Below are 26089 nucleotides of genomic sequence, written 5' to 3'. Positions count from 1 at the left end.
CCGAAAGCTCCTCCACCAGGGAACACCGCCCCGGGAGGTCGCCGACACCCTAGGAGTCTCCGTGCCCACCCTCTACCGATGGGTCCCGGCAACAGGCGCGACCGAGGCACCAAAGAAGTAGTTCCTGCAGGTTGGTGCGGACGACTTCTCAAAAATGACTGTTGGTGCAGAGGACTATTGAGCAGAATGCACTTCCGTGCAGGGCACTTCTGACATTTCAATGTCCATACTCGTCTGCACTACCCCGGGATTCCGCGGGCGCCTGTGCAGTCGACTCCTGAAAACGACACTTCAGGGCAGTCTCACGAACGACCGTTTTTGAAATGCCATCCTCCTGACCTTTCCAGCTGACAGCACGCGCCCATATTGCGGGCAAATGTCAATCAATCAGGAGCACGCGTCGGGCTCCGTCATGCCCTAGCCTGACAAACTGCCAGTTCCCCAGCGAGGGGGCGAAGGCCATAGTTGAAGGTACAGAGCGCTGCGATTTGAATCGGAGGCTGCCATGATCCAGGCCCTGCTGTGCAAGCTGAACATCCGGCACGATTGGCACATCGAACATGCCGAAGACGGCGGCGTGTATAAACGCTGTCGCCTATGTGGCAAGGATGACGATAGCGGCGGCGGAGGAACAGGAGGCAACTACAGTGCCTGGATAGGGCCGACGGCAGGAGGGTGAGTCCAGCCGCCCCCGCAAGTACATGAATGCCCCGGGCGGTTGAAGGTGACGGCGTGAAGTACTTCTACATCCAGGACGTGGCCGTGCTTCCTGACTACCAGGGCCAAGAAGTGGGTAAAGCGATCCTTGTACGGACACTGCGGCAACACGCCTGCCTCCGGGTGCACCCTCGGTTATGCAGTCGTTCGCGAACTGGTTACGAGCGCGCCGGTAGCAGTGCTTGGCCCTACTGATTCCCCCTTCTATTGCGGTGGTGTGAAGGCCATCATTGGAGTCATCGAGCGCTGCGGTTCAGATCGGAGTTGGCCATGATCCAGGCCCTGCTGTGCAAATTTGGTATCCACCACCATTGGCACATTGAACATACTGAAGATGGAGGCCTGTATAAGCGTTGCCTGCGCTGCGGTAAGGATGAGAGTGGTCGTGGCGCCACTAACGGCTGGGCGCTGAAGAAATGGTGGACGTGATCAATCCTCTTCAACTGAGGCGGACTTCCATCGATGAAGACCTCCGAGGGGCATCCGAAATGGTCCGCAACTACATCACCTTGCGAGGCGAACGCCTCGACGTCACGCAGGCTGAAGTCGATATGGGAGCACCATTCGGTGGTGCCGTCTCAACCATGTCCGACGTCAACACCTTTTTCGGGGCCCTCTTCCGCGGAGACCTGGTGTCCGACGCATCCGTAAACGAGATGAAGAAAATTGGCAGCAGCTTCCCCGATTACGGTCTCGGGATTCGCAGAGATGAGCGTAGTTAACGGGCTCATTCTCGCCTTGGCTGTATTCGCAGTGCGCTGGCTGTATCGCACGCGGAGGCGCGCCCCTATTGCCCTGGCGGCCGGAACGCTGTTTGGGCTGCTGGGTGCTGCAGTCACGCACGGCTGAGGACTGCGTTTACGGCGGTGCCGCCGTTGCCTTGACGCCACGGGAGGGGTTGACGAACATGGGCGGTATCGGCGCAGCCTGCCCGTCCGTGCTCCCTGCGCCTCCCGACCCACAAGGGACGTGCTGACATGTCGGAGCCCACGAGACCCCATTCACGGAAATTCCTCCCGCCGCTCCTGCGCTTCCTGGTTCCGGCTGCCATCATGGCTATAGTGCTGACCGGATGCACCGCGGCCCCGGAGGCGCCTGTGCAGACCACCCAGTCCGCCGAGAAGTACAGGGCCGGCCTTGAGGATTTCAGCAGGCGGATGCTGGACCTCGGGGCTCCGGCCGTCCTGATCGAGACGCGGATCAACGGCGACGTCTGGTCACATGCCGGTGGGGTCCGCAGTCTGGGCAGCCCGGCGCCGGCTGAAGCCTCGAATTCCACGCACATCGCCAGCGTCACCAAGTCCATGGTGGCCGTCTCGGTCCTCAAACTGGTGGAGGAAGGCCACGTTCAGCTGCAGGATCCGGTAACGAAGCACCTCCCCGAATTCGACAGCCTGGTGAATCCCCGGGGCGCCGTCACGGTGGCTCATCTCCTGCGGCACGAAAGTGGAATCCCCAGCTACGAGGAGGAACTGTTCAGCTCCCGGCCCATCCGCCAGGCGTTGACGCAGAAGTTGTCGCTGGGTGAGAGCCTGGCCTTGTCAAAAGCAATGCCATGGGTGCGGACGCCCGGCAGCGGCGCGGACTACTCAAACTCGAACTACCTCGTGCTCGGCCTCATGCTGGAGCGCCTTCACGGCCGGCCAGTGGCCGAGATCCTGCGAAACGATGTCTTTGACCCACTGGGAATGAAGGACACGCATCTGACAGGCACCGGTCCGCCTCCGTCGACCATGATCCACGGCCAAGTCGAGGTTGACGGCGAACGGCTGGACTCAGCCTATTTAGGTGCAATCGTAGGCAACCCCGCGGGCGGCGTAGTCTCGACTGTCGGCGACCTGAACACGTTCTTCGCCTCGCTCATGGAGGGGCGGCTCCTGAAACCGGCCACCATCCAGCAGATGCAGCTGGCTCCTTTCGGCTTCTACGGAATGGGCCTGCTGCGATGGAAGGACGTCTGCGGTGGCTTTTACTATGGGCACGACGGCGACTGGGCCGGGTACCGGACCACGGTGGTCACCAGCGCGGACGGCAAGCGGCAGGTGGCCATTGCCATCACGTACCCGCCGGAATCGTGGGACCCCTCGGCATACAATCCCGATAATCCTCTCGGACCGGACGCGCTGTACAGGGCCGCGCGGACGGCACTCGACCTCAGCTGCTAATGCGGTGACGCAGGCATTAGCTATGGGCTGATACGGCGGATGAACGGCCCTCGGCAATGCCCGCAATCGTGAGTACGGTTGCGTAATGCAAGAGATGTCGATTGAGGCTTTGGCCCGTCAGCAGATCGCTGCCGCTGTTGTGGCACCCAGCGGGCGGGCAGCCGATACGGCTTTCGGCGGGCATGAGAAGAAGCTGCGCCAGACTGTTATGGCTTTCCGTGCCGGCACGGAGCTCAGCGAGCACCAGAACCCGGGCGAGGCCGGGGATCTCCTGATCGTGCCGGACGGGCTGCACAGCCTGGAAGCGGAAGAGGACTCGACGGCGCTGTTCACGGTGGTCAAGACCGACCGCTAAAGATCGCGGCGCCAGACGTCGCAATTACAATCACTCAGCCGACTCGTGGACTGGCCTTAAGGTGCTTAGCCAAGGACAGGCCTGCCAAAGGCAATCCGTACGCCGGCCCTGGAGAGATCCTTCTGTTTCGCCTAAGCCCCAGCTTGACTGTTTCCTGTAGAAGGTTCGGCTAACGGGCGGCCGGGGTGACATTTATCGCAGCGAAAACGCCGCCATTTATCGCTGCGATTCACAGATAACACCCTCAAAACCCGGTTTTGAGGGTGTTATCTGCTCGTCCGCGCGTCTCTCTGGCGCGGTAAGTTGTGCACAATTGAATTGTGGACTACCGTCTTAGGTATGACTGAAGCCCCCCGCCTCGACCGCCAGGTGTGTTTTGCGCTGTACTCCGCGTCCCGCGCGGCAACAGCGGTTTACCGCCCCGTCTTGGAAGACCTCGGCCTGACGTACCCGCAGTATCTGGTGATGCTGGTCCTCTGGGAATCGGAGCCGAAGGGCGTCAAGGAGCTCGGCGAGGAACTGGGCCTTGACTCCGGCACGCTGTCGCCGCTGCTCAAGCGGCTTGAGGCTATGGGGCTCGTGGAGCGCCGCCGGTCCGGGGAAGATGAGCGCCGTGTTGCAGTCCACCTGACGCCGGCCGGACGCTCGCTCAGCAGCAAGGCCAGCGGGATTCCACGGCACCTTGCGGACGCGGCCGGGTTGTCAGCCGATGAGCTGGAACAGCTTCGCACCACCCTTGAAAGGCTCACAGAAGCCCTTCACCGCGCGCACTGAGCGCCCAAGATTTCCGTTATCCACATCCAACAGGACGGACCACATATGAAGACTCTCTACACTGCCGAGGCCCTGGCTTCCGGCGAAGGCCGCGACGGCAACGCACGCACCAATGACGGCAAGCTGGATGTCAGCCTTGCCAGCCCCGTGGAGCTGGGCGGTGACGGCCAGGGAACCAACCCGGAGCAGCTTTTTGCCGTCGGTTACGCGGCATGCTTCCACTCGGCGCTCCGCCTCGTGGGGCGCAAGGAGCGCGCAGACCTGACCGATTCAGCCGTGGCGGCCAAGATCCACTTTGGCGCACTGAACGACGGCGTGGGCTACGGTCTCGCTGCTGAACTGGAGATCGCGGTTCCGGCCCTGGATCTCGCCACGGCCGAGTCCCTGGTAGCCAAAGCCCACCAGATCTGCCCCTATTCCAACGCCACCCGCGGAAACATGACCGTGGACATCAAGATCCTGGAGTTCGCAGCATGAGCACACTAACGGCACTGCCCACGTCCACCCGTGAAATCCGCCTGGCGTCGCGCCCCACGGGACGCCCCGTCCCGGAAAACTTCCGGCTGGCCGAATCACCGCTGCCGGAGCTTCAGGACGGCCAGATCCTGGTCCGCAACCTCTTTGTCTCCGTGGACCCCTACATGCGCGGCCGGATGAACGACGTCAAGTCCTACTCAGCGCCCTTCGCGCTGGATGCAGCGCTCGACGGCGGGGCCGTGGGTGAGGTTATCGCGTCCAGGGCCGAGGGACGCACGGTGGGGGACGCCGTCGTACATCAACTTGGGTGGCGGGAATACGCTGTGCTGGACGCATCGGCGACCTCGGTTGCCCGCACGGACCTCGCGCCGGCGTCGGCGTTCCTTGGAGTCCTGGGCATGACCGGTCTCACCGCATACGCCGGCCTGCTGAAAGTGGCCGAATTCAAACCCGGCGACGCCGTATTTGTGTCCGGCGCGGCGGGCGCGGTTGGTTCGCTCGTGGGCCAGATCGCCAAGGCGATGGGCGCCTCCCGGGTCATCGGGAGCGCGGGCACGCCCGATAAGGTCGCACGGCTCCTGGAACTGGGCTTCGACGCCGCCTTCAACTACAACGACGGGCCCGTTCGCGAGCAGCTTGCCACCGCCGCAGGACCTGCCGGCATTGACGTCTACTTTGACAATGTGGGCGGCGAGCACCTGGAAGCAGCCCTGGCGGTCCTCAACGTGGGAGGCCGCGTGGCCATGTGCGGCGCCATCGCCCAATACAACTCCACCGAGCCCACCCCGGCGCCGCGGAACCTCATGCTGGCCATTGGCAAGCGGCTCACCCTGCGCGGGTTCCTGGTGGGCAGCTACTGGCACCTCATGGGCGAATTTGCCGAAAAGGCCGCAGGCTGGCTCGCTGACGGAAGCCTCCAGTATGACGAAACGGTGGTTGACGGCCTGGAGAACGCCCCGCGGGCATTTATGGACCTGCTCGACGGCGCCAACACCGGCAAGATGCTGGTCCGCCTCTAAGCGGACCCCCAAAAATAGACAGCGCGAACGAACACTTGAGGCCCTTTTTCGCCGGGCCCCAAGTGTTCGTTCGCGCTTAACCCGCGGGCTTGGGGCCGCTGGGACACTGCTCCCTACTGCTTGGTAACAAAATCTCAACAATCTTCAGAATCGGGCCGGAATGTGCTAACCGATGTGGCGCAGGACACTAAAGTGGCTTGTATCAGAGCGCTTCGGCGCAGTGCTGCGGACCGTCAGTGAAAACAGAATTTCAGGGTTGAAACAGACACTCATTGAATTCACGTCGTAGCGCCTCTCTCTTCATCCTGGAGGAATCTTGAAGACATCACTGCGTGCACACCTCAAGCGCGGTTCAGTTGCAGGCGTGGCCACCATGGGTGCTACCGCACTCCTGCTGGCCGGTTGCGGTGCACCGCCCGAAGCCGGCAGCCCGAGCGCGACGGCCAGTGACTACACCGGCTGCATCGTCTCGGACTCCGGCGGATTCGACGACCAGTCGTTCAACCAGTCATCGTACGAGGGCCTGAAGAAAGCAGAGGCCGACCTGGGAATCAAAGTCAACCAGGTCGAGTCCAAGACGAATAATGACTTCGAGCCGAACCTGCGGGCCATGGTTGCCGCCAACTGCGACCTCACCCTGACGGTCGGCTTCCTGCTCGGTGACGCCACCAAGGCTCAGGCCGCGGCCAACCCGAACAGCCACTTCGCCATCATCGACTTCGGCTACGACCCGCCCATCAGCAACGTCAAGCCGATCATCTACGACACCGCCCAGGCCGCGTTCCTGTCCGGATACCTGGCGGCAGGCACCACCAAGACCGGAAGCGTGGCCACGTTCGGCGGCAGGAAAATCCCCACCGTGACCATCTTCATGGACGGCTTTGCCGACGGCGTCAAGTACTACAACGAAAAGAAAGGCACGGACGTCAAGGTCCTTGGCTGGGACAAAGCCACCCAGGACGGCAGCTTCACCAACGATTTCGAAAAGCAGGACAAAGGCAAGCAGCTGACGCAGAACTTCCTCGACCAGGGAGCGGACATCGTGTTGCCCGTCGCCGGCCCGGTGGGCAAGGGCGCCGGCGCAGCCCTCATGGAGGCGAAGGCTGCGGGCAAGGACGTCAAGCTCATCTGGGTTGACTCCGACGGCTTCCTGACCGCACCGGAGTACAAGGACATCATGCTTTCCTCGGTGATGAAGCTGATGGGCGAAGCTGTTGAAACCGTGGTTAAGGATGACAAAGACGGCAAGTTCACCAACACGCCCTACGTCGGCACGCTGGCGAACGACGGCGTCCAGTTGGCACCGTTCCACAATTTCGAAGCCGATGTCCCGGCCGGGCTGAAGTCCGAGCTGGAGCAGCTCAAAAAGGACATCATCGACGGCAAGCTGAAGGTCGAGTCTGCGGCGAGCCCCAAGGCTTAGTCATCCCCACAAAAGCGCCACCCCCGGATGGTCATCGACTGGCCGGGCGGTGGCGTTTTTTGTTGGAGTTCGCCCATCGGCGAGACCGCCCATGCAGGACTGCACGCACTAGGCTGGTGCTGCAGCCACATATCCCGTCCGGTGGGATTCACCGGACGCTTCGAGATTGGTCAGAGTTTTGAAACTTGAACTCAGAGGGATCACCAAACGCTTCGGCTCCCTGCTCGCCAACGATCACATCGACGTGGTGGTTGAACCCGGACAGATCCACTGTCTGCTGGGCGAGAACGGGGCCGGCAAGTCCACCCTGATGAATGTGCTGTACGGGCTATACGAGCCCACCGAGGGTGAGATCCTCATTGACGATAAACCAGTCTCCTTCCGGGGCCCCGGCGACGCCATGGCTGCCGGGATCGGCATGGTGCACCAGCACTTTATGCTCGTTCCTGTTTTCACGGTTGCCGAGAATGTGGCCCTTGGAGCCGAGTCCACAAAAACCGGCGGCTTCCTGAACCTGGATGACACCCGGCGCAAGATCAAGGAGATTTCGGACCGCTACGGGTTCGATGTCGACCCCGACGCCCTGGTGGAGGACCTCCCGGTGGGCGTACAGCAGCGGGTGGAAATCATCAAGGCGCTGGTCCGCGACGCCCGGGTCCTGATCCTTGATGAGCCGACGGCGGTGCTGACGCCCCAGGACACCGATGAGCTGCTGGACATCATGCGCCAGCTGAAAAGCAGCGGAACGTCCATCGTCTTCATCTCTCACAAACTCCGTGAGGTCAAAGCGGTGTCCGACACCATCACGGTGATCCGGCGCGGCAAGGTGGTAGGCAGCGCCGACCCTGCGGCGTCCACGGCGGAACTCGCATCCATGATGGTGGGCCGCGCCGTCAGCCTCACCCTGGACAAGGCTCCTGCCAAGCCGCGGGAGAGGACGTTCCAGGTCAAGGACCTCACCGTCATTGCCCCGAGCGGACAACACGTCGTGGACGGCATCAGCTTCGACATTGCGCGGGGCGAGATTCTGGCGCTTGCGGGAGTCCAGGGAAACGGGCAGACGGAACTGACCGAGGCCATCCTTGGCCTGCAGGAACGCGTACACGGCTCGATTATGCTCGACGGCGAAGAGCTCCTGGGCCGAAGCGTCAAGGACGTCCTCAACTCCGGTGTCGGGTTTGTTCCGGAAGACCGCTCAGTGGACGGTTTGATCGGCACGTTCTCCATCGCCGAGAACCTCATCCTGGACCGTTACGACCAGCCCCCTTTCGCCAAGGGGATCAGCATGAGCCCGGCGAAAGTCCTCGAGAACGCGAAAACGCGGATTGGCGAGTTCGACGTCCGCACCCAGTCAGGGTCCCTGGCTGCGGGGACGCTGTCCGGAGGCAACCAGCAGAAGGTGGTCATGGCCAGGGAACTGTCCCGGCCGTTACGGCTGTTCATCGCCTCCCAACCCACACGCGGTGTTGACGTTGGTTCCATCGAATTCCTGCACAAGCGGATCGTTGCTGAACGCGACCACGGAACGCCTGTCCTGATTGTGTCCACGGAACTGGACGAGGTCATGGAACTCGCCGACAGGATTGCTGTCGTTTATAAAGGCAAGCTGGTGGGCATCGTGCCGGCGGGTACCGGCCGGGACGTCCTGGGCCTGATGATGGCCGGGATATCGCCGGAGGACGCTGCACCAACGGACACGTCGCACGCCGACAAGCTGCCCGCAGAAAACGGGCACCCGGGAACGGACACTCCCGAGACCCCACGGACCTCCACTGCCAGCGCCGAAGGAGGCGACCATGTCTGACAAACATCCCCGCAAACACTCGGCTGGCCAGCATGCCAAACCCGTTGGGGCCAGTCCCGCTGCCGAGGAGACGGCCGCAGCGGTCGCCTTGGATACAGCCGGCGGAGCCATGGAACCGTCCGCGGTTCCGGCTACGGCCCAGAGCGGAAAGCTGCCCGGCGGTTCCGAAACGCTGGCCCGGAGGATCTTCACCGGCAGCGGCATGGTTTCCGTACTGGCCGTGCTGCTTGCCCTCATCATCGGAGGCCTGCTGATTGCCAGCACGGATGAGCGGGTCGGCGCCACCTCCACCTATTTGTTCGCCCGGCCCTCTGATTTCCTCTCCGCTGTTTGGACCGCCGCAACTGGCTCCTACGTCGCCCTGTTCCAGGGGGCGATCTTCAACCCGCTGGCTTCAAGCGTCGGGGTCCAGTTCGCCCCGCTGATGGAAACCCTGACGATCGCGACACCCCTGATCACGGCTGGCCTTGGCGTGGCCCTGGCATTCCGCGCCGGCCTCTTCAACATCGGCGCCCAGGGCCAGATCATCATGGCGGGCATCCTCGCCGCCTGGGTGGGCTTCGCACTGCACCTGCCCGTCGGACTGCACCTGCTGCTGGTCCTCGTAGCCGGCATCGTCGGCGGTGCACTCTGGGGCGGGCTGGTGGGGCTCCTGAAGGCGCGGACAGGCGCCCACGAGGTCATCCTGACCATCATGTTCAACTATGTGGCACTGTACTTCCTGGGGTATCTGCTAAACACGCCGGCCTTCCAGCGACCGGGCGAATCCAACCCGATTTCGCCCATCCTGGATCCCACGGCCGTCTACCCCCAGATCCTTGGCTCACAGTACCGGCTGCACCTGGGCTTCATTCTCGCCATCGCCGCAACCGTCCTGGTGTGGTGGCTCCTCAACAGGTCCACGGTCGGCTTTGAGTTCCGGGCCGTAGGTGCCAATCCCAAGGCGGCCCAGACGGCGGGCATCAACGTGTCCCGCTCCACCATCCTGGTGATGGCCATCGCCGGAGCCCTCGCCGGCATGTCAGGGGTGGCCCAGGTGGCGGGCACGGAAAAGGTCCTCACCGACGGCGTCGCAGCCACGTACGGCTTTGACGCCATCACCGTTGCGTTGCTGGGCCGTTCGACGCCGTGGGGCACTTTCGCCGCCGGCCTGCTGTTCGGCGCCTTCCGCGCCGGAGCCGTCCAGATGCAGATCCAGACCGGCACCCCCATCGACATCGTCCTGGTGGTCCAGTCCCTGATCGTCCTGTTCATCGCGGCTCCGCCGCTGGTGCGGGCGGTCTTCGGGCTGAATCCGCGGCGCAGGAAGCCGGCGAAAGCCGGTAGGTCCCAGAAGGCAGCAACCACAGGAGGCGCAGCATGAGCGCAACAGCAACGTCGCCCCTGCCCGGAAAGCGGGGGCCCGGAACCGCACAAGCCACAGACCAGTCAGTGGCAGTCTCGGCCAAGCCGGTGACGTGGAAGACCCCCGTCATGCTGGCGCTGCTGGCGCTCGTCGCCTTTGTCTTTTTTGGCCTGATGGGACCCAACCAGACCGCCGAGTTTGGCATTTCCACGGGCGGTGATTTCTTCCAGCTCCCGGCCGTTGAAGTGCCCGCCTTTCTCGGCGGCATCGTGCTTTCCGTGATCCTGCTGGGGCTCGCAGCGTATGCAGTCTTCCTCAAAACAAAGGGCCAGGCCGCCCCGGCTTGGCTGCCGATCACCTTCACCGTGTTGTTCGTGACGGCCTTCCTGATCTGGGTTGTAGGCGGAGCGCGTACGCCCAGCATTTCGCTCGCGGGCCTCATCGCCGGATCCGTCACGCTGGCCGTTCCGCTGGTCTTCGGTTCCTTGTCAGGCGTCCTGTGCGAGCGCGTCGGCGTCGTGAACATCGCCATCGAAGGACAGCTCCTGGGCGGTGCCTTCACCGCCGCCATGGTAGCGACCATGACCAGGAACCCGTTCCTGGGACTGCTGGCCGCGGCGGTGGCAGGCGCCGTCGTCTCCATGGTCCTGGCGGTCTTCAGCATCAAGTACCTGGTCAACCAGATCATCGTGGGAGTTGTCCTCAACGTCCTGGTGTCCGGCCTCACCGGCTTCCTGTTCAGTACCGTCATGCAGGCCAACAAGGCCCAGTTCAATTCGCCGGTGGGCCTGGACAACATCGAAATTCCGGTACTGTCGGGGATTCCGATCATCGGGCCCATCCTGTTCAAGCAGACCCTGGTGGGCTACCTGATGTACGTCGCCGTCATCGTGGTCTGGCTGGGCCTGTTCAAAACCAAATGGGGGCTCCGGGTACGTGCCGTGGGCGAACACCCGCAGGCCGCCGACACCCTGGGCATCAACGTGAACGCCACCCGCTTCTGGAACGTCACAATCGGCGGCGCCATCGCAGGGATCGGCGGATCGTTCTTTACCCTGGTGGCGATCGACAGCTTCACCAAGGAAATCTCCGGAGGCCGCGGATTCATTGCCCTCGCCGCGCTGATCTTCGGCCGGTGGAACCCCATTGGCGCTTTCTTTGCGGCCCTGCTTTTCGGCTTTGCAGACAACCTGCAGAGCATTGTGACCATCATCGGAACCCCGGTGCCGAGCCAGTTCATGGCTATGCTGCCCTACCTGGTGACCGTGCTGGCCGTGGCCGGGCTGGTGGGCAGGTCCCGGCCACCGGCAGCCAGCGGCATCCCGTACGTCAAGGGTTGACGGCCGTGGAACAGAACGCCGTCGACTGGCAGGCCCTGGAGGCGGCGGCCGTGGACGCCATGAAAAACGCCTACGCCCCGTATTCGAAGTTCCCGGTGGGGGCCGCGGCCTTCACCGAGGACGGGCGGCTGGTCAGCGGCTGCAACGTGGAGAACGCCAGCTACGGGCTCTCCCTCTGCGCCGAATGCGCCCTGGTGGGAAACCTGCACATGACCGGCGGCGGGTTGCTGCGCGCCTTCTACTGCGTGGACTCCGCGGGCAATGTGCTCATGCCGTGCGGCCGCTGCCGCCAGCTGCTCTACGAATTCCGCGCTCCCGGCATGGAGCTGATGACCACCCAAGGCATCAAGACAATGGACCAGGTGCTGCCCGACGCATTTGGTCCCCAAAACCTGGAGGATCCAAGGTGACACAGGCAACTGAGGCATTCGACGCCGTCGACATCATCCGCACCAAGCGGGACCGGGGCGCCCTGAGCCCGGAGCAGATCGACTGGACCATTGACGCGTACACCCGCGGGGTCATCGCCGACGAACAGATGGCCGCGTTGAACATGGCCATCCTGCTCAACGGCATGGACCGCGCCGAAATTTCGCGCTGGACGGCGGCGATGATCGCCTCGGGCGAACGGATGGACTTCGGCGGCCTCCGGCGGCCCGACGGCGGCGTGAAGGCTACCAGCGACAAGCATTCCACCGGGGGAGTGGGGGACAAGATCACGCTGCCGCTGGCACCGCTGGTGGCAGTGTTCGGCGTGGCGGTGCCGCAGCTATCCGGCCGCGGGCTGGGCCACACCGGCGGCACCCTGGACAAGCTGGAATCGATCCCCGGCTGGCGGGCGGCCCTGAGCAACGACGAAATGATGGCGCAGCTCCAGGACGTCGGCGCCGTGATCTGCGCTGCCGGGGCGGGGCTGGCGCCGGCGGACAAGAAGCTCTACGCACTGCGCGACGTCACCGGCACGGTCGAGGCGATCCCGCTGATCGCCTCCTCGATCATGAGCAAGAAGATCGCCGAAGGCACGGGGTCCCTGGTCCTGGACGTGAAGGTGGGCAGTGGAGCCTTTATGAAGGACGAGGCCCGGGCACGTGAACTGGCCGAAACCATGGTGGCCCTCGGCAAGGACGCGGGCGTCAACACTGTGGCGCTGCTGACCAACATGAGCACGCCGCTCGGCCTCACCGCTGGCAACGCGATCGAAGTGGAGGAATCCGTGGAGGTCCTGGCCGGCGGCGGCCCGGAGGACGTCGTTGAACTCACTGTCCGGCTGGCTGAAGAGATGCTGGCATGCGCGGGCGTCCACGACGCCGATCCCCGGGCCGCGCTGAAGGACGGCCGGGCCATGGACGTCTGGAACCGGATGATCGAAGCGCAGGGCGGAGATCCGCGCGCCAAGCTGCCGGTCGCCAAGGAATCCGAGGTCATTTACGCCCCGGCCGACGGTGTCCTGGTTGGGCTTGATGCCCTGGCGGTGGGCGTTGCGGCGTGGCGTCTCGGGGCGGGCCGTGCCCGCAAGGAAGACGCCGTCCAGGCAGGTGCCGGCATCCGCATGCACGCAAAGCCCGGTGCCTTGGTCCGTGCGGGGGAGCCGCTGATGACGCTGCTCACGGACACGCCGGAAAAGTTCGCGCGCGCCAAGGAATCCCTTGAACACGCCGTCACGGTTGCCCCGGAAGGGTCGCGCCCGGCCCAGCAGCTCATCATCGACCGAATAGCATAGGGACAATGCAGGCCATCAATGAATTCATCCTTGCCGCCGCCGGGCAGCCGTGGGTGCTCCTCCTTGTGCTGGCCTGCTGCCTGATCGACGGTTTTTTCCCGCCTATCCCCAGCGAATCCGTGGTGGTGGGCCTGTCCGCCGTTGCCGCCACCGCGGACGTCCCCAATCCTTGGCTTCTGATGGCTGTCGCGGGCCTGGGCGCTTTCTCAGGCGACAACATCGCGTACCTCATTGGACGCCGGGTGGGTACCCGGCGCTGGCACTGGATGCGCGGACCGCGGATGCAAAGTGCCTTCCGCTGGGCAGGAGACGAGCTGAGGAAGCGGCCGGCGTCCCTCATCCTGGTGGCGCGGTTCATCCCTATCGGAAGGGTCGCCGTCAACCTCACCGCGGGCGTGACCCACTATCCGCACTTGCGCTTCGTCGGCCTGACGGTCCTTTCCGCCACGCTCTGGGCCTCCTACTCGGTGGGTATCGGGCTGTTCTTCGGCCAGTGGTTCGAAAACAACCATCTGCTCGGCGCGGCCATCGCAATCGTCTGCGCAGTGGGCCTTGGAATCGTGGTGGATCTGATCATTAACCGCGTCCGGGGAAAGGTTCCTGTGGTGGAGCGGCTGAAGGATCCGGAAGCCTAAGGTTTGCGGCGTCCGCGCGTAGCGGGCAGGGTCCGGGGCGTGGGACACTGAATAGCGACTTACGTCACTTCCGGCTGCATCATTTCGTCTAGGAGCAAGACCCGCGTGGAGTTTATTAATGAGGCCGTGCTCCATGCAGCGGGCCAATGGTGGATCTACCCGGTCCTTCTCGTGTTCTTCTTCATCGACGGCTTTGCCATGGTGGTTCCCAGCGAGACGCTGATTGTGGCGTTGGCCGCGTTTTCCCGGCACAGCGGTGAACCGAATCTCTGGATCCTGGGCGCGACTGCCCTGGTCGGTGCCATCGCCGGTGACAACATGGCCTTTATGCTCGGCCGCAGGATCGGCCTCAACCGCTGGAAATGGATGCGGCGTCCCAAAGTGCAGAAGGCCTTCGGCTGGGCACGGTATGAACTCGAAAAACGCGGCGCCGTCCTGATCTTCACGGCGCGCTATATTCCCTGGGGCCGCGTGGCGGTCAACTATGTGGCCGGCAGTACCGGCTTCGCGCACCGCCGGTTCTTCCTGCTGGATGCCTTCGCCTGCATCACGTGGGTGGGGTACTCCATCGGCATCGGGATCCTGGCCAGCTCGTTCCCCTGGCTGCACCACAACCCGCTGCTCAGCGCAGGCATTGCCGTGGTGTTCGCGATCGTGCTGGGCATCCTGATCGACCACCTCCTGCGCTGGTGGCACAAGCACCTGGCCCGCAATGACGCCGAAACTGTGGATGAATGGCTCGACGGCGGCACTGAAGGTTCCGTGCCCGTGCATTCTGCGGCTTCGCCGCTGCTGGCGCCCTCCCCGGCTGAGGCGGAGCAGCGCGGAAAGTAGCGGCTGGCATAAGCCGCCTGCCGACCCTAAGGTTGGAAGGTGACTGAGCCTATTGTTGACGCTGCCCCTGCCATTGATTTCGACCTGAAGAGCCTGCCTAAGGTTTCGCTGCACGACCACCTGGACGGTGGTCTGCGTCCAGCCACCATCATCGAACTGGCCGCGGCCGTTGGCCACACGCTGCCCTCCACGGACCCGGTGGCCCTGGGCGAGTGGTTCCGCGAGTCCGCGGATTCCGGCTCACTGGTCCGCTACCTGGAGACGTTCGACCACACAGTCGCAGTTATGCAGACCAAGGAAGGCCTCATCCGTGTAGCCAAGGAATTCGTCGAGGACCTCGCGGACGACGGCGTGGTATACGGCGAAGTGCGCTGGGCGCCGGAGCAGCACCTCCAGAAGGGCCTGTCCCTGGACGAGGTTGTTGAAGCAGTCCAGGAAGGCCTCGAAGCCGGTGTAGACGCCGTGACCGAAAGCGGCCGCGAAATCCAGGTGGGTCAGCTGATCACCGCCATGCGGCACGCGGACCGCGGCCAGGAAATCGCGGAACTGGCTGTCCGCCACCGCAACAAGGGCGCTGTGGGCTTTGACATCGCCGGAGCAGAAGACGGCTTCCTCCCGTCCCGGTTCAAGGACGCCTTCACGTACCTCGCCCAGCACAACTTTCCCGCGACGGTGCACGCCGGCGAGGCCGCCGGACTCGAAAGCATCCAGTCCGCCCTCGTTGACGGCCGGGCACTGCGCCTGGGCCACGGCGTCCGGATCGCCGAGGACATTATGGTGGAGTTCGACGACGAAGACGACGACGCCGCGGGCGACGACGACAGCATCGGCCTGGTCACCCTGGGCGATCTGTCCAGCTGGGTCCGCGACCGGGGCATCGCCCTGGAGATCTGCCCGTCATCGAACCTCCAGACCGGAGCGATCGCCGGATTCGGCGAGGGCATCGAGAGCCACCCGCTGGACATGCTGTACCAGCTTGGCTTCAACGTGACCATCAACACCGACAACCGGCTGATGAGCGGCGTCACCCTGACGGACGAGTTCGAGCTCCTCGTGGAAACCTTCGACTACGACCTCGACGATCTGTTGGAGCTCACGCTGAACGCTGCCGAGGCCTCCTTCCTGCCGCTTGAAGAGAAGGAAGCGTTGGTGGAGTACATCAACGACGCCTACGACAACCTTGGCTGAGCAGGCTCCCATCGACAGGCTGGTCGCTGTCGTAGCCCAGCTGCGGGAGCACTGCCCGTGGATGGGCGCCCTCACCCATGCCTCGCTGGTGGAGTACCTCCTCGAGGAGGCCTTCGAGGTTGCCGAAACCATCGAGACCGGCGCGGATGACGCCGAGCTTCGCGGCGAACTGGGCGATGTGCTGCTTCAGGTAGTGCTGCACGCCCGGCTCGCCGAGGAGCGCGGCACGTTCACGTTCGACGACGTCGCCCGCGGGTTGAGCGCCAAAATGGTCCGCCGCAATCCCCATGTCTTCCGGCCCGACGGCACGCTGCAGGACACCTTCCCTGCCTCGGTGGCGGAGATTGTCCGTAAATGGGACGCCGTGAAGACTGCGGAACGTCCGGAGCGAACGGGGCCCTTTGAAGGCATCCCGGACGCACTGCCGGCCCTGGCGAAGGCGCAGAAGTTCCTTGACCGGGCCGAGCGAGCCGGGTCGGTCCCCAACCGCTCCCTAACCTCGCAAGCTCGGCCAGGGAACCCTGCGGTCGTGGGCCCAGGCTCCGAGGAGGAGCTCGGCGACCTGCTGCTCGCCGTCGTCGGCTCCGCACGTGCCAGCGGATTCGACGCCGAACGTGCCCTGCGGGGTGCCATCCGGCGGCAGTTCGCGGCACCATCATGACGTCCGGGTGATGGATAGGGTTCCGTAACCTGCACCACTCTCGACTAGGCTTGGTCCTGACGAGGACGTCCCAGATTTAACGCTTTTTTCCAGCTGTTCGTTCCCCCAAAATCGCCCATAAGGAGCACATCCATGGCGCTTATCGATGCCATCCACGCCCGCGAAATCCTCGATTCCCGCGGAAACCCGACCGTAGAAGTTGAAGTTCTGCTCTCCGACGGCCAGATCGGCCGCGCAGCAGTTCCCTCCGGTGCCTCCACCGGCGAGCACGAGGCTGTTGAGCTCCGTGACGGCGACAAGGGCCGTTACCTCGGCAAGGGTGTCCAGAAGGCCGTTGACGCCGTCATCGACCAGATCGCTCCGGCCCTGACCGGCTTCGACGCCACCGACCAGCGCAGCATCGACCAGGCCATGATCGACCTGGACGGCACCCCCAACAAAGCCAAGCTGGGCGCCAACGCCATCCTCGGCGTCTCCCTGGCCGTGGCCAACGCAGCCGCCGCTTCCGCTGACCTGCCGCTGTACAAGTACCTGGGCGGCCCCAACGCGCACGTCCTGCCGGTTCCGCTGATGAACATCCTCAACGGTGGCTCGCACGCCGACTCCGACGTGGACATCCAGGAGTTCATGATCGTCCCGATCGGCGCCGAGACCTTCTCCGAGGGCCTCCGCTGGGGCGTCGAGGTCTACCACAACCTCAAGTCCGTCCTGCAGGCCAAGGGCCTGTCCACCGGTCTGGGTGACGAAGGTGGCTTCGCGCCTAACCTGCCGTCCAACCGTGCTGCGCTGGACCTGATCCAGGAAGCCATCACGAACGCCGGCTACACCCCGGGCAAGGACATCGCCCTGGCGCTGGACGTCGCCTCCTCCGAGTTCTTCAAGGACGGCGCCTACCAGTTCGAGGGCAAGGCACTGTCCGCCACCGAGATGAGCGCCTACTACGCCGAGCTCGTGGCGGACTACCCGCTGGTTTCCATCGAGGATCCCCTGGATGAGAACGACTGGGACGGCTGGAAGACCCTCACCGACAGCATCGGTGACAAGGTCCAGCTCGTCGGCGATGACCTCTTCGTCACCAACCCGGCCATCCTGCAGCGCGGCATCGACACCAAGACCGCCAACTCGCTGCTGGTCAAGGTCAACCAGATCGGTTCACTGACCGAAACGCTGGACGCTGTCAGCCTGGCCCAGCGCGCCGGTTACACCACCATCACCTCGCACCGCTCCGGCGAGACCGAGGACACCACCATCGCCGACATCTCGGTGGCCACCAACGCCGGCCAGATCAAGACCGGTGCCCCGGCACGCTCGGAGCGCGTTGCCAAGTACAACCAGCTCCTGCGCATCGAAGAAGAACTCGACGACGCCGCACGCTACGCCGGACGCAGCGCTTTCCCGCGTTTCAAGGGCTAGTAGCCGCGTAAACCTCTGACCGGTGGCTATGGTTGAAAGACCATAGCCACCGGTTTTTGTTTAGCCGGCATTGATTGAGCCGGCATCAAGCGCAGAGTTGCGGCCAGAGGCAGGCCGCACGTTTCAGGAGTGTCATGGCCACCCGCCGTCCCAAAGTTCCCAAAGCCGCTTCGAGGCGTCAGGCCACCACGGACCCAGCCACTGAAGACGCCGGCGTCATCCGCGCCGATTTTGGCGGTACAGCCAGCAGCGCAAAGGGCGGGAACAAGGGCAAAACCGGCCCGGCGTTCAGCGCCGGAACATCCGCATCGGACACCAGGCTCCCGGCAAGCAAAGGGCAGGGAAGCGGCCACAGCGGTAACGCCGCGGGTAAGACACCGAAGCCTGACACCATGCAGGATGACAGTCAGCCGGTGCCCGCCAAGGCGTTCTCCGGCCGCATGCTGGCACTGGCGGTGGTCATGATTGCCATCACCATCATGCTGGCACCCACCGTGAAGGTCTTCTTCGACAAACGGGCCGAGCTCGCCGCCCTCAGCGCCGATATCGCCGCCCGCCAGGCCGAGCAGGACGGCCTGCGGCAGCAGATATCACGGTGGCAGGATCCGAACTACGTGAAACAGCAGGCCCGCGACCGCATTAACATGGTTATGCCGGGTGAATCCGGCTACTGGGTCTTCGGTGGCGATCTGCCGGCCGGAACAAGCAGTAGCCTGACCGCCACAGCAGCACAAGACCCCGCCGATCTGCCGTGGGTGGATTCCCTGTGGGAGTCCATCAGGCGTGCGGCCACAGACTGAACAGCTAGAGGAAGGATGGCCCGCGCCAGTGGAAGAAAACACGGCGACTGCGCCGGAGAAGTCCCGCCAGCCATCAGCACACGATCTTGAAGTACTCAGCAGGCAGTTGGGACGGCCGGTGCGCGATGTGGTGGAAATCCCGGCGCGCTGCGTCTGTGGCAACCCCCTCGTCGCCGCCACCGCACCGCGGCTGAGCAACGGGACGCCGTTTCCCACCACGTTTTATCTGACGCACCCCGTCATCACTTCGGCGGTTTCCCGGCTGGAAGCTGCCGGGCTGATGAACGACATGAATGAACGCCTGAGCGCTGATGAGCCCCTCGCGGCCGCCTACCGTGCGGCGCACGTGGACTATCTCGCAGCCCGCGCGGCCATCGGCGAGCGTTCCGGCATCGGCGCCGTCCCGGAGATTGACGGCATCTCCGCCGGTGGCATGCCCACCCGGGTCAAATGCCTCCACGTTCTGGTGGGCCATTCCCTCGCGGCAGGTCCGGGCGTGAACCCGCTGGGGGATGAGGCCATTGCCGGCATCAGTGAATGGTGGACAACGGACCGCTGCTACTGCGACGGCGCCTGGGACACCGCAGGGGAGGCCCCGTCAAAGGATCTCAGCCGCCACGGCCCCCAGGGCCTGCCGGAGATCGTGGGCCGGCCCGCTCCGGTCCGCAAGACAGCAAGCGCTGACGGGGCAGGGGCATGACCCGCGTCGCCGCCATCGACTGCGGCACGAACTCGCTCCGCCTGCTCATCGCCGACATCGACCGCAGCAACGGGGCAGCGAAGCTCACCGACGTTGTCCGCGAGATGCGGGTTGTCCGGCTGGGCCAGGGCGTGGATGCCACCGGCGAACTCGCCCCTGAGGCGCTGGAGCGCACCTTCGCGGCCACCGCCGATTACGCTGCAATGATCCGCGAGCACGGTGCGGAGTCCATCCGGTTTGTGGCAACGTCGGCCAGCCGGGACGCGCGCAACCGCCAGGTCTTTGTCGACGGGATCCGGGACCTCCTGGGCGTTGAGCCGGAGGTTATCTCGGGCGATGAAGAAGCTGCCCTGTCCTTCGCCGGGGCCAGCAGCGTCCTGCCCATCCTTGACGGGGAGCAGGTTCTGGTGGTTGACCTCGGCGGCGGAAGCACGGAGTTTGTCCTCGGTACCTCCGGCGGTGTCACGGCCGCCAAGTCCGTCGATGTCGGCTGCGTCCGGCTGACCGAACGGCACCTGCAGGACGATCCGCCCACTGCGGAGCAGATCGCCGCCGCGGAAGCCGACGTCGACGCCGCGATCACGCTGGCGGGGCTCGACGTTCCACTGGAACGCGCCACCGCCGTCGTCGGGGTGGCCGGCTCGATCACCACTATCACCGCCCATGCCCTGCGGCTTCCGGAGTATTCGCCGGCGGCGATCCACGGGACGGAATTGTCCGTCGGGACCATCACCGAAGCCGCTGCTGACCTCCTCCACATGACCAGGCGAGAACGTGCGGAACTCGCGTACATGCACCCCGGCCGCGTCGACGTAATAGGTGCCGGCGGGCTGGTGTGGCGGCGCATCCTGGAGCGGCTGAATGAACTCACCGCGGGCCGGATCGTCACGGCCACGGCCAGTGAACACGATATTCTTGACGGAATTGCCCTGAGCATCCACTAACCAGGCCTTCAGCCAACCAAGCATGGGAACCCACATGACCAGAGCAACAGCACGGTTCCGCCGGGCCGCGTCAGCTCTCCTGGCGATGACCCTTGCAGGCGTCAGCCTGGCCGCAGGACTGACCCTGGCGCCCGCTGCCATGGCCGACGCTGACCGGGACAAGCAGTACTGGCTTGGCGAATCCGGAATCACCAAGGCCTGGGAGGTTTCCAAGGGCGCCGGTGTCAGGATCGCGGTTATCGACAGCGGCGTGGATGCCCAGCACCCTGACCTGAAGGGCGCCGTCACCGGAGGCTTCGACGTGTCCGGGGCCGGCAGCCCCAACGGGCAGAAAAGCCTTGGCGTCAAACCGGAACACGGGACCCTGGTGGCCACCATACTCGCCGGTCGCGGACACCAGCCCGCCGGCGCCACCGCCTCGCCCAGTCCCGGCAAGGCTGCCACCGCCGGACCGGACGGCATGATTGGCGTGGCTCCTGAAGCTGAGATCCTGTCCGTGTCAACGTGGCTGGGATCGGCCAACCCCGCGGGCAAGAGCGATCAGGACCAGATCCCCGAAGCGGTCCGTTGGGCCGTGGACAACGGGGCCAAAGTCATTAACATTTCGCTGGGCAGCGCCACGCCGCAGTGGCCCCAGAGCTGGGACGCTGCCTTCCTCTATGCCGAGCAGAAGGACGTGGTGATCGTGGCCGCCGCCGGAAACCGGATAGGCGGCAACCTCCAGGTGGGAGCGCCCGCCACCATCCCCGGCGTCCTCACGGTCGCCGGCCTGGACCGCAAGGGCACAGCGAGCGTCGACTCGTCCTCCCAGGGGATCAGCATCGGTGTGGCGGCCCCGGCTGAAAACCTGCTGGGCGGGCTGCCGGGCGGCGGCTACGCAGAATGGGCGGGAACGTCCGGAGCTGCCCCGATCGTTGCCGGTGTGGCCGCACTCATCCGTTCCAAGTGGCCGGAGATGACCGCCAAGCAGGTCATCAACCGGATCGTCAGCACGGCCAAGGATGCCGGTCCTGCCGGAAAAGACCCGCTGTACGGCTTTGGCGTGCTTAACGCCGAGGCCGCCCTGAAGGACTCCGTCCCGGAAGCCGCCGCCAACCCCCTCGGCTCCATCTCGGACTGGATCCGCGTGCACCGCCGCGGCAACCTTGGTGCGCCGGCACCGGTGCCCACCGACGAAGTGGCCAGTGCCGTTCCCACCCTGCCCGAGCCCACTGTGCCCGCGGCGGAGGCGCCCTCACAGCGCGACAGTGCCTTTGGCGCCGCCGTCGTGATCGGTTCAGTGATCCTCTTTGTGGTGATCATCGGGGCAGCAGTCCTCCAGCTGCGGCGGGCTGCCCGAAACCCCGGAGCGGCGCGCGAGGAACCCGATACCGGCGCGTTCCAAACCGTTGATTCAGGCGGCAAAACGTAGTTAGTGAAGATTTTCACAAACTGTTGTATCCTTAAATCATGGCAACCACCCCAGAGCTCCAGGACCGTCCCAGGGTACTCGTCGTCGGCGGCGGGTACGTCGGCCTGTACGTAGCACTCAAACTGCAGAAGAAGATCGCGAATGCCGGTGGCATCGTCACCCTCGTGGATCCACTGCCCTACATGACTTACCAGCCCTTCCTGCCCGAAGTGGCCGGCGGCAACATCGAGGCCCGCCATGCAGTGGTCTCGCACCGCCAGCACCTGAAGCAGACTGAACTCATCCAGGGCAGCGTCACCTCGATCGACCACGCCAACCGCACCGCCGTCGTGGCGCCCGCGGACGGCGGAGAGCACATCGAGATCCCCTACTTCGACATCGTGGTGGCCGCAGGCGCCATCACCCGCACGTTCCCCATCAAGGGCCTGGCGGACAAGGGCATCGGCCTGAAGACCATCGAAGAGGCTGTGGCCCTTCGCAACAAGGTGCTGGAGCGCATCGAGGCCGCGTCCACCATCGCGGACCCCGCTGCCCGCGCCAAGGCACTGACATTCGTGGTTGTCGGTGGCGGCTTCGCCGGCATCGAGTGCATCACCGAAATGGAAGACCTGGCCCGCGCCGCGGTCAAGAACAACCCCCGCATCCGCCAGGAAGAAGTTCGCTTCGTCCTGGTTGAAGCCATGGGCCGCATTATGCCGGAGGTCACGGCACCGCAGGCCGAATGGGTTGTGGAGCACCTCCGCAGCCGCGGCATCGAGGTCCTGCTGAACACCTCCCTGGACAGCGCTGAGGGCTCCCTGAAGCTCATCAACCTCCCGGACAAGTCCCTCGCCCAGGAATTCGAAGCCGACACGCTCGTTTGGACTGCCGGCGTGCAGGCCAACCCGATGATCCGCTCCTCCGACTTCCCGCTGGAACCCCGCGGCCGCGTCCGCGTTCTGCCGGACCTCCGCATCGCCGGCGATGAAGGCATCATTGACAACGCCTGGGCCGCCGGCGACATCGCGGCCGTGCCGGACCTTACGGGCAGCGGCCTGCCGGACGGCACCTGCGTCCCGAACGCCCAGCACGCACTTCGCCAGGCCAAGCGCCTCGCCAAGAACCTGTGGGCTTCGCGCTGGGACAAGCCGCTGAAGGACTACAAGCACAAAAATCTGGGTGCTGTGGCCGGCTTCGGCGAGTGGAAGGGTGTTGCGAACATCAACCTCGTGGGCCGCATCGGCCTCAAGGGCCCCCTCGCGTGGCTGGCCCACCGCGGCTACCACGGCATGGCCATGCCTACCATGGAGCGCAAGGTCCGCGTCATCATGGGCTGGATCCTCGCATTCTTTATGGGCCGCGACACCACCCAGCTGATCGATCTCGATAACCCGCGTGGTGCCTTCGTGGCCGCTGCCACACCGGCTCCCAAGCCGGCTGCGGCTGCTCCTGCCCCGGTGCCCAGCGCGCCGGAGGCATCCGCCGGAGCGGCAAAGCCCGGCTCTGCGGAGGCCGCCAGCGTGGACCCCAAGCAGTCGGTCACCGCGGACGCCAAGTAACACCGGCATCCTGAAACAGCATTTGTAACGCCCGACGGCGGCTGTCCCCTTGAGGGATAGCCGCCGTTTTGGCGTTTCCCGCCTGGTGTCCCTTCTAGACTGGCAGCATGACTGGCGAAAAGAACCTCCAGACCCTGCTGGCAACACTGAAACCGGTACTGCGGGAGGGGGAGTACGTCTACGTCCTGTGGCCGCATGGCAGGCCGCTCGAGCCCGGCATCGAAGCTGCCGTCCGTGAGGCCGAGGGCCTGACGGTCGTCCTGCCGCGGGAAAGGGCAGACAGCCTGGGGCTGCACTACGACTTTGTGGCGGCCTGGATCACCCTGGAAGTGCACTCTGCGCTGGAGGCTGTTGGCCTGACCGCCGCCGTCGGGAAGGCCCTGACCGACGCCAGGATCAGCTGCAACGTGCTGGCTGGCTTCCACCACGACCACCTGCTGGTGCCGGTGGCTGACGCACCACGCGCCGTCGAAGCCCTAGCTGAGCTGTCGGCGGCCAGCCGGCACGTGCCGCGGCCCGAACTGCTGCTCAGGAACGAGACAGCTGCGGACAGGGACAAGATCCTCGCGTTGACGGGCGAGGCGTTCGCGGTCTCCCCGGTCACCGGCCTGCCGGTGGACGGGGAGCCCGAAGAGGTGGACGTGCTCCGCCGGCTCTTCGAGTGCGAGGACTACCTGCCCGAGTTCAGCGTGGTGGCGGTGCTCGACGACGAGATAGTCGGCCATGTGATCAGCACACGGGGCTGGGTGGGCGACTACGGGTTGCTGGGGCTCGGGCCCATCGGTGTGACACCAAGGCTGCAGCGCCATGGGATCGGCGCTGCCCTCATGAACGATACCATTGCCCGGGCCAACGCGGCGGGGGAGGGCGGGATTGCGTTGCTGGGCAGCACCGAATACTACCCGCGCTTCGGCTTTGTCCCTGCTGCGTCCTTCGGCGTCCTCCCTCCCGACGCGGCCTGGGGGGACCACTTCCAGCTGCTCCCGCTGGCGGTCTGGCCCGGCGGGGTCCACGGGACGTTCCGGTACGCCGGACCGCTTGCGGGCGAATGACGGGATAGCATATAGACCGGGCGCCCCAGTAGCCCAATTGGCAGAGGCAGCGGACTTAAAATCCGCGTGTTGTGGGTTCGAGTCCCACCTGGGGTACACATTCTCCCTAGGGAGCTCCTCCTGACGCGCCCTTCCGCGCCTCCTGCGTGACCTCAACAGACATCTCCCGGTCATAGATTTCGCATATGCAACGACTGTTATAAGGATGTGACCTCAGTCACTTATATCCGCCGAAGATATGCATTAGCTTGAAGTTAAATCAGGAACACCTGATCATCCGCGTCAAAGGCCGTTCGCACCTTTCGATCCAGGAGATTGTCAATGATTTCACTTTCCCCGGCGGCACCCCGTCTTGCTAAGCTCACAGCGCTTAGCGTCGGCGTCGCCTTTCTGGTTACAGCCTGTGGTGGTACCTCCACCCCGAGCTCGACAGAAACCACCACTTCAGCAACTGGGATCTCCTGCCCCGCTCCCGGCGCGGCTCCCGGAAGCACAGCAAAGGCAGGCGCTGGAGGCGCTGTTCCGCCTGCAACCACCGTCACGGAAACGCCGCTCAAGCTGGGTTCCCTGCTCCCCACCACCGGCTCCCTGGCCTTCCTCGGGCCGCCCGAAATCGCGGGTGTGAATCTTGGTATCAAGGAAGTTAATGATGCCGGGGGTGTCCTGGGCAAGCCTGTGGAAGTGATCCACCGTGACTCCGGCGACACTAAGACAGACATCGCCACGCAGTCCACCAGTGCGCTCCTCGGCCAGGGCGTCAGCGCCATCATCGGTGCCGCGTCTTCCGGTGTCTCCAAGACGGTCATCAACCAGATCACCGGTGCCGGTGTTATCCAGTTCTCGCCCGCCAATACCTCCCCGGATTTCACTACGTGGGATGACAAGGGCCTCTACTGGCGTACTGCGCCTTCAGATGTGCTGCAGGGTAAGGTCCTGGGCAACTACATGGCCACGTGTGGTGCACAGACCGTGGGCATGATCGTACTCAACGACGCCTACGGAACCGGCCTTGCCAGCAACGTCAAGTCCTCCTTCGAAGCAGCTGGTGGCAAAGTGGTTGCGGAAGAGCTGTTCAACGAGGGTGACTCCCAGTTCAGCAGCCAGGTGGACAAGGTCATAGCGGCCAAGCCTGACGCGATTGCCCTGATCACCTTTGACCAGGCCAAGAGTATCGTGCCGCTGATGACGGGCAAGGGTGTCAAGCCCACCCAGATGTTCCTCGTGGACGGCAACACCTCCGATTACAGCAAGGACTTCCAGGCCGGGACCCTGAAGGGCGCCCAGGGAACCATCCCTGGCACGTTCGCCAAGGAGGCGTTCAAGCAGAAGCTGCTCGCCATTGATCCGGCCCTGAAGGACTACAGTTACGCAGGTGAATCCTACGATGCTGTGAACCTGATCGCCCTTGCCACTGAAGCCGCCAAGAGCACCAGCGGCGTTGAGATTGCCAAGCAGCTCAAGGCAGTCTCGGAGTCGGGTGAGAAGTGCACCGACTTCGCCTCCTGCGTCACGCTGCTCCGCAACGGCAAGGACATCGACTACGACGGCCAGTCAGGTCCGGTGACGTTCTCTGACGCCGGCGACCCGACGGAAGCTTACATCGGCATCTACGAGTACCAGGACGATAACAAGTACGCACCGTCCAAGGAAGAATTCGGCAAGCTGTAAAGCCGCCTCAACCTAGACACGAAAGCCCCCGTCCAGCCGGACGGGGGCTTTCTGCTGCCTTGGCAGCGGGCTATGCCTCGGCTCCGGGCGCCTGCGGAGGCGTCCG

Annotated in this window: 26 protein-coding genes and 1 tRNA gene; all 27 read left to right on the top strand. The window is 64.5% G+C overall.

The features are described 5' to 3' along the window. Positions 1-121: helix-turn-helix domain-containing protein (locus tag ASG77_RS22840; RefSeq protein ID WP_200950702.1), on the top strand; the 121-nt coding region annotated here is incomplete at its 5' end. An 866-nt stretch (positions 122-987) separates the two neighbouring features. Continuing rightward, positions 988-1146 (top strand): hypothetical protein, encoded by a 159-nt coding sequence (locus tag ASG77_RS22215; RefSeq protein WP_200950700.1) that lies wholly within the window; start codon positions 988-990, stop codon positions 1144-1146. A gap of 59 nt (positions 1147-1205) precedes the next feature. Then, the gene (locus ASG77_RS07995; RefSeq protein WP_156380227.1) at positions 1206-1439 is read left to right on the top strand and encodes a hypothetical protein; all 234 of its coding nucleotides are present in this window, start codon (positions 1206-1208) and stop codon (positions 1437-1439) included. A gap of 330 nt (positions 1440-1769) precedes the next feature. Beyond that, on the top strand, positions 1770-2882 hold the full coding sequence (locus ASG77_RS07990) for a serine hydrolase domain-containing protein (protein WP_162254923.1): 1113 nt from the start codon (positions 1770-1772) through the stop codon (positions 2880-2882). An 85-nt stretch (positions 2883-2967) separates the two neighbouring features. Continuing rightward, positions 2968-3237, top strand: coding sequence for a hypothetical protein (locus ASG77_RS07985; RefSeq protein ID WP_056343582.1), 270 nt, complete (start codon positions 2968-2970; stop codon positions 3235-3237). 339 nt (positions 3238-3576) lie between these two features. Further along, entirely contained in the window at positions 3577-4011 is a 435-nt protein-coding gene (locus ASG77_RS07980; RefSeq protein ID WP_056343580.1) for a MarR family winged helix-turn-helix transcriptional regulator, read from the top strand. Positions 4012-4056: 45 nt separating this feature from the next. Next, positions 4057-4488 (top strand): organic hydroperoxide resistance protein, encoded by a 432-nt coding sequence (locus ASG77_RS07975; RefSeq protein ID WP_056343578.1) that lies wholly within the window; start codon positions 4057-4059, stop codon positions 4486-4488. Next, the gene (locus ASG77_RS07970) at positions 4485-5507 is read left to right on the top strand and encodes an NADP-dependent oxidoreductase (protein WP_056343576.1); all 1023 of its coding nucleotides are present in this window, start codon (positions 4485-4487) and stop codon (positions 5505-5507) included. The genes ASG77_RS07975 and ASG77_RS07970 overlap by 4 nt, the downstream gene beginning before the upstream one ends. Positions 5508-5823: 316 nt before the next feature. Next, a complete protein-coding gene (locus ASG77_RS07965) occupies positions 5824-6930 on the top strand; it encodes a BMP family lipoprotein (protein WP_056343573.1) in 1107 nt (368 codons plus the stop codon). 178 nt (positions 6931-7108) lie between these two features. Further along, positions 7109-8734 (top strand): ABC transporter ATP-binding protein, encoded by a 1626-nt coding sequence (locus ASG77_RS07960; protein WP_056343570.1) that lies wholly within the window; start codon positions 7109-7111, stop codon positions 8732-8734. Next, positions 8727-10097: an ABC transporter permease gene (locus ASG77_RS07955; protein WP_056343567.1), complete on the top strand. Its 1371-nt coding sequence runs from the start codon at positions 8727-8729 to the stop codon at positions 10095-10097. Before ASG77_RS07960 ends, ASG77_RS07955 begins: the two co-directional genes overlap by 8 nt. Beyond that, a complete protein-coding gene (locus ASG77_RS07950) occupies positions 10094-11419 on the top strand; it encodes an ABC transporter permease (RefSeq protein WP_082575899.1) in 1326 nt (441 codons plus the stop codon). The genes ASG77_RS07955 and ASG77_RS07950 overlap by 4 nt, the downstream gene beginning before the upstream one ends. Positions 11420-11424: 5 nt before the next feature. Then, positions 11425-11829: a cytidine deaminase gene (locus ASG77_RS07945; RefSeq protein ID WP_082575902.1), complete on the top strand. Its 405-nt coding sequence runs from the start codon at positions 11425-11427 to the stop codon at positions 11827-11829. Beyond that, positions 11826-13139 (top strand): thymidine phosphorylase, encoded by a 1314-nt coding sequence (locus ASG77_RS07940; RefSeq protein WP_056343563.1) that lies wholly within the window; start codon positions 11826-11828, stop codon positions 13137-13139. Before ASG77_RS07945 ends, ASG77_RS07940 begins: the two co-directional genes overlap by 4 nt. Positions 13140-13144: 5 nt before the next feature. Beyond that, a complete protein-coding gene (locus tag ASG77_RS07935; protein WP_056343561.1) occupies positions 13145-13774 on the top strand; it encodes a DedA family protein in 630 nt (209 codons plus the stop codon). 105 nt (positions 13775-13879) lie between these two features. Further along, on the top strand, positions 13880-14608 hold the full coding sequence (locus tag ASG77_RS07930) for a DedA family protein (RefSeq protein ID WP_056343558.1): 729 nt from the start codon (positions 13880-13882) through the stop codon (positions 14606-14608). Positions 14609-14647: 39 nt separating this feature from the next. Then, entirely contained in the window at positions 14648-15796 is a 1149-nt protein-coding gene (locus ASG77_RS07925; RefSeq protein WP_056343556.1) for an adenosine deaminase, read from the top strand. A 61-nt stretch (positions 15797-15857) separates the two neighbouring features. Then, positions 15858-16457 (top strand): MazG nucleotide pyrophosphohydrolase domain-containing protein, encoded by a 600-nt coding sequence (locus ASG77_RS07920; protein WP_082575901.1) that lies wholly within the window; start codon positions 15858-15860, stop codon positions 16455-16457. Between the two features lie 132 nt (positions 16458-16589). Beyond that, entirely contained in the window at positions 16590-17870 is a 1281-nt protein-coding gene (gene eno, locus ASG77_RS07915; protein ID WP_056343550.1) for a phosphopyruvate hydratase, read from the top strand. Positions 17871-18004: 134 nt separating this feature from the next. After that, on the top strand, positions 18005-18670 hold the full coding sequence (locus tag ASG77_RS07910) for an FtsB family cell division protein (RefSeq protein WP_056343547.1): 666 nt from the start codon (positions 18005-18007) through the stop codon (positions 18668-18670). A gap of 28 nt (positions 18671-18698) precedes the next feature. Continuing rightward, positions 18699-19370, top strand: a complete 672-nt coding sequence (locus ASG77_RS07905; protein WP_082575898.1) for a DUF501 domain-containing protein — start codon at positions 18699-18701, stop codon at positions 19368-19370. After that, entirely contained in the window at positions 19367-20314 is a 948-nt protein-coding gene (locus tag ASG77_RS07900) for a Ppx/GppA phosphatase family protein (RefSeq protein WP_056343540.1), read from the top strand. The genes ASG77_RS07905 and ASG77_RS07900 overlap by 4 nt, the downstream gene beginning before the upstream one ends. A 34-nt stretch (positions 20315-20348) precedes the next feature. Beyond that, complete coding sequence (locus ASG77_RS07895) at positions 20349-21725, top strand: S8 family serine peptidase (RefSeq protein WP_056343536.1); 1377 nt, start codon at positions 20349-20351, stop codon at positions 21723-21725. A gap of 38 nt (positions 21726-21763) precedes the next feature. After that, positions 21764-23263 (top strand): NAD(P)/FAD-dependent oxidoreductase, encoded by a 1500-nt coding sequence (locus ASG77_RS07890; RefSeq protein ID WP_056343533.1) that lies wholly within the window; start codon positions 21764-21766, stop codon positions 23261-23263. Between the two features lie 107 nt (positions 23264-23370). Further along, entirely contained in the window at positions 23371-24315 is a 945-nt protein-coding gene (locus tag ASG77_RS07885) for an N-acetyltransferase (protein WP_056343530.1), read from the top strand. A 22-nt stretch (positions 24316-24337) separates the two neighbouring features. Continuing rightward, positions 24338-24411, top strand: a tRNA-Leu gene (locus ASG77_RS07880). 225 nt (positions 24412-24636) lie between these two features. Continuing rightward, entirely contained in the window at positions 24637-25983 is a 1347-nt protein-coding gene (locus ASG77_RS07875; protein ID WP_056343527.1) for an ABC transporter substrate-binding protein, read from the top strand. Positions 25984-26089: the final 106 nt, after the last annotated feature.

Origin of the sequence: Arthrobacter sp. Soil762 (assembly GCF_001428335.1) — a bacterium.
Classification (GTDB): domain Bacteria; phylum Actinomycetota; class Actinomycetes; order Actinomycetales; family Micrococcaceae; genus Arthrobacter.
The sequence above is the reverse complement of the archived record's forward strand: the minus strand, read 5'-3'. Positions and strand labels throughout refer to the sequence as shown.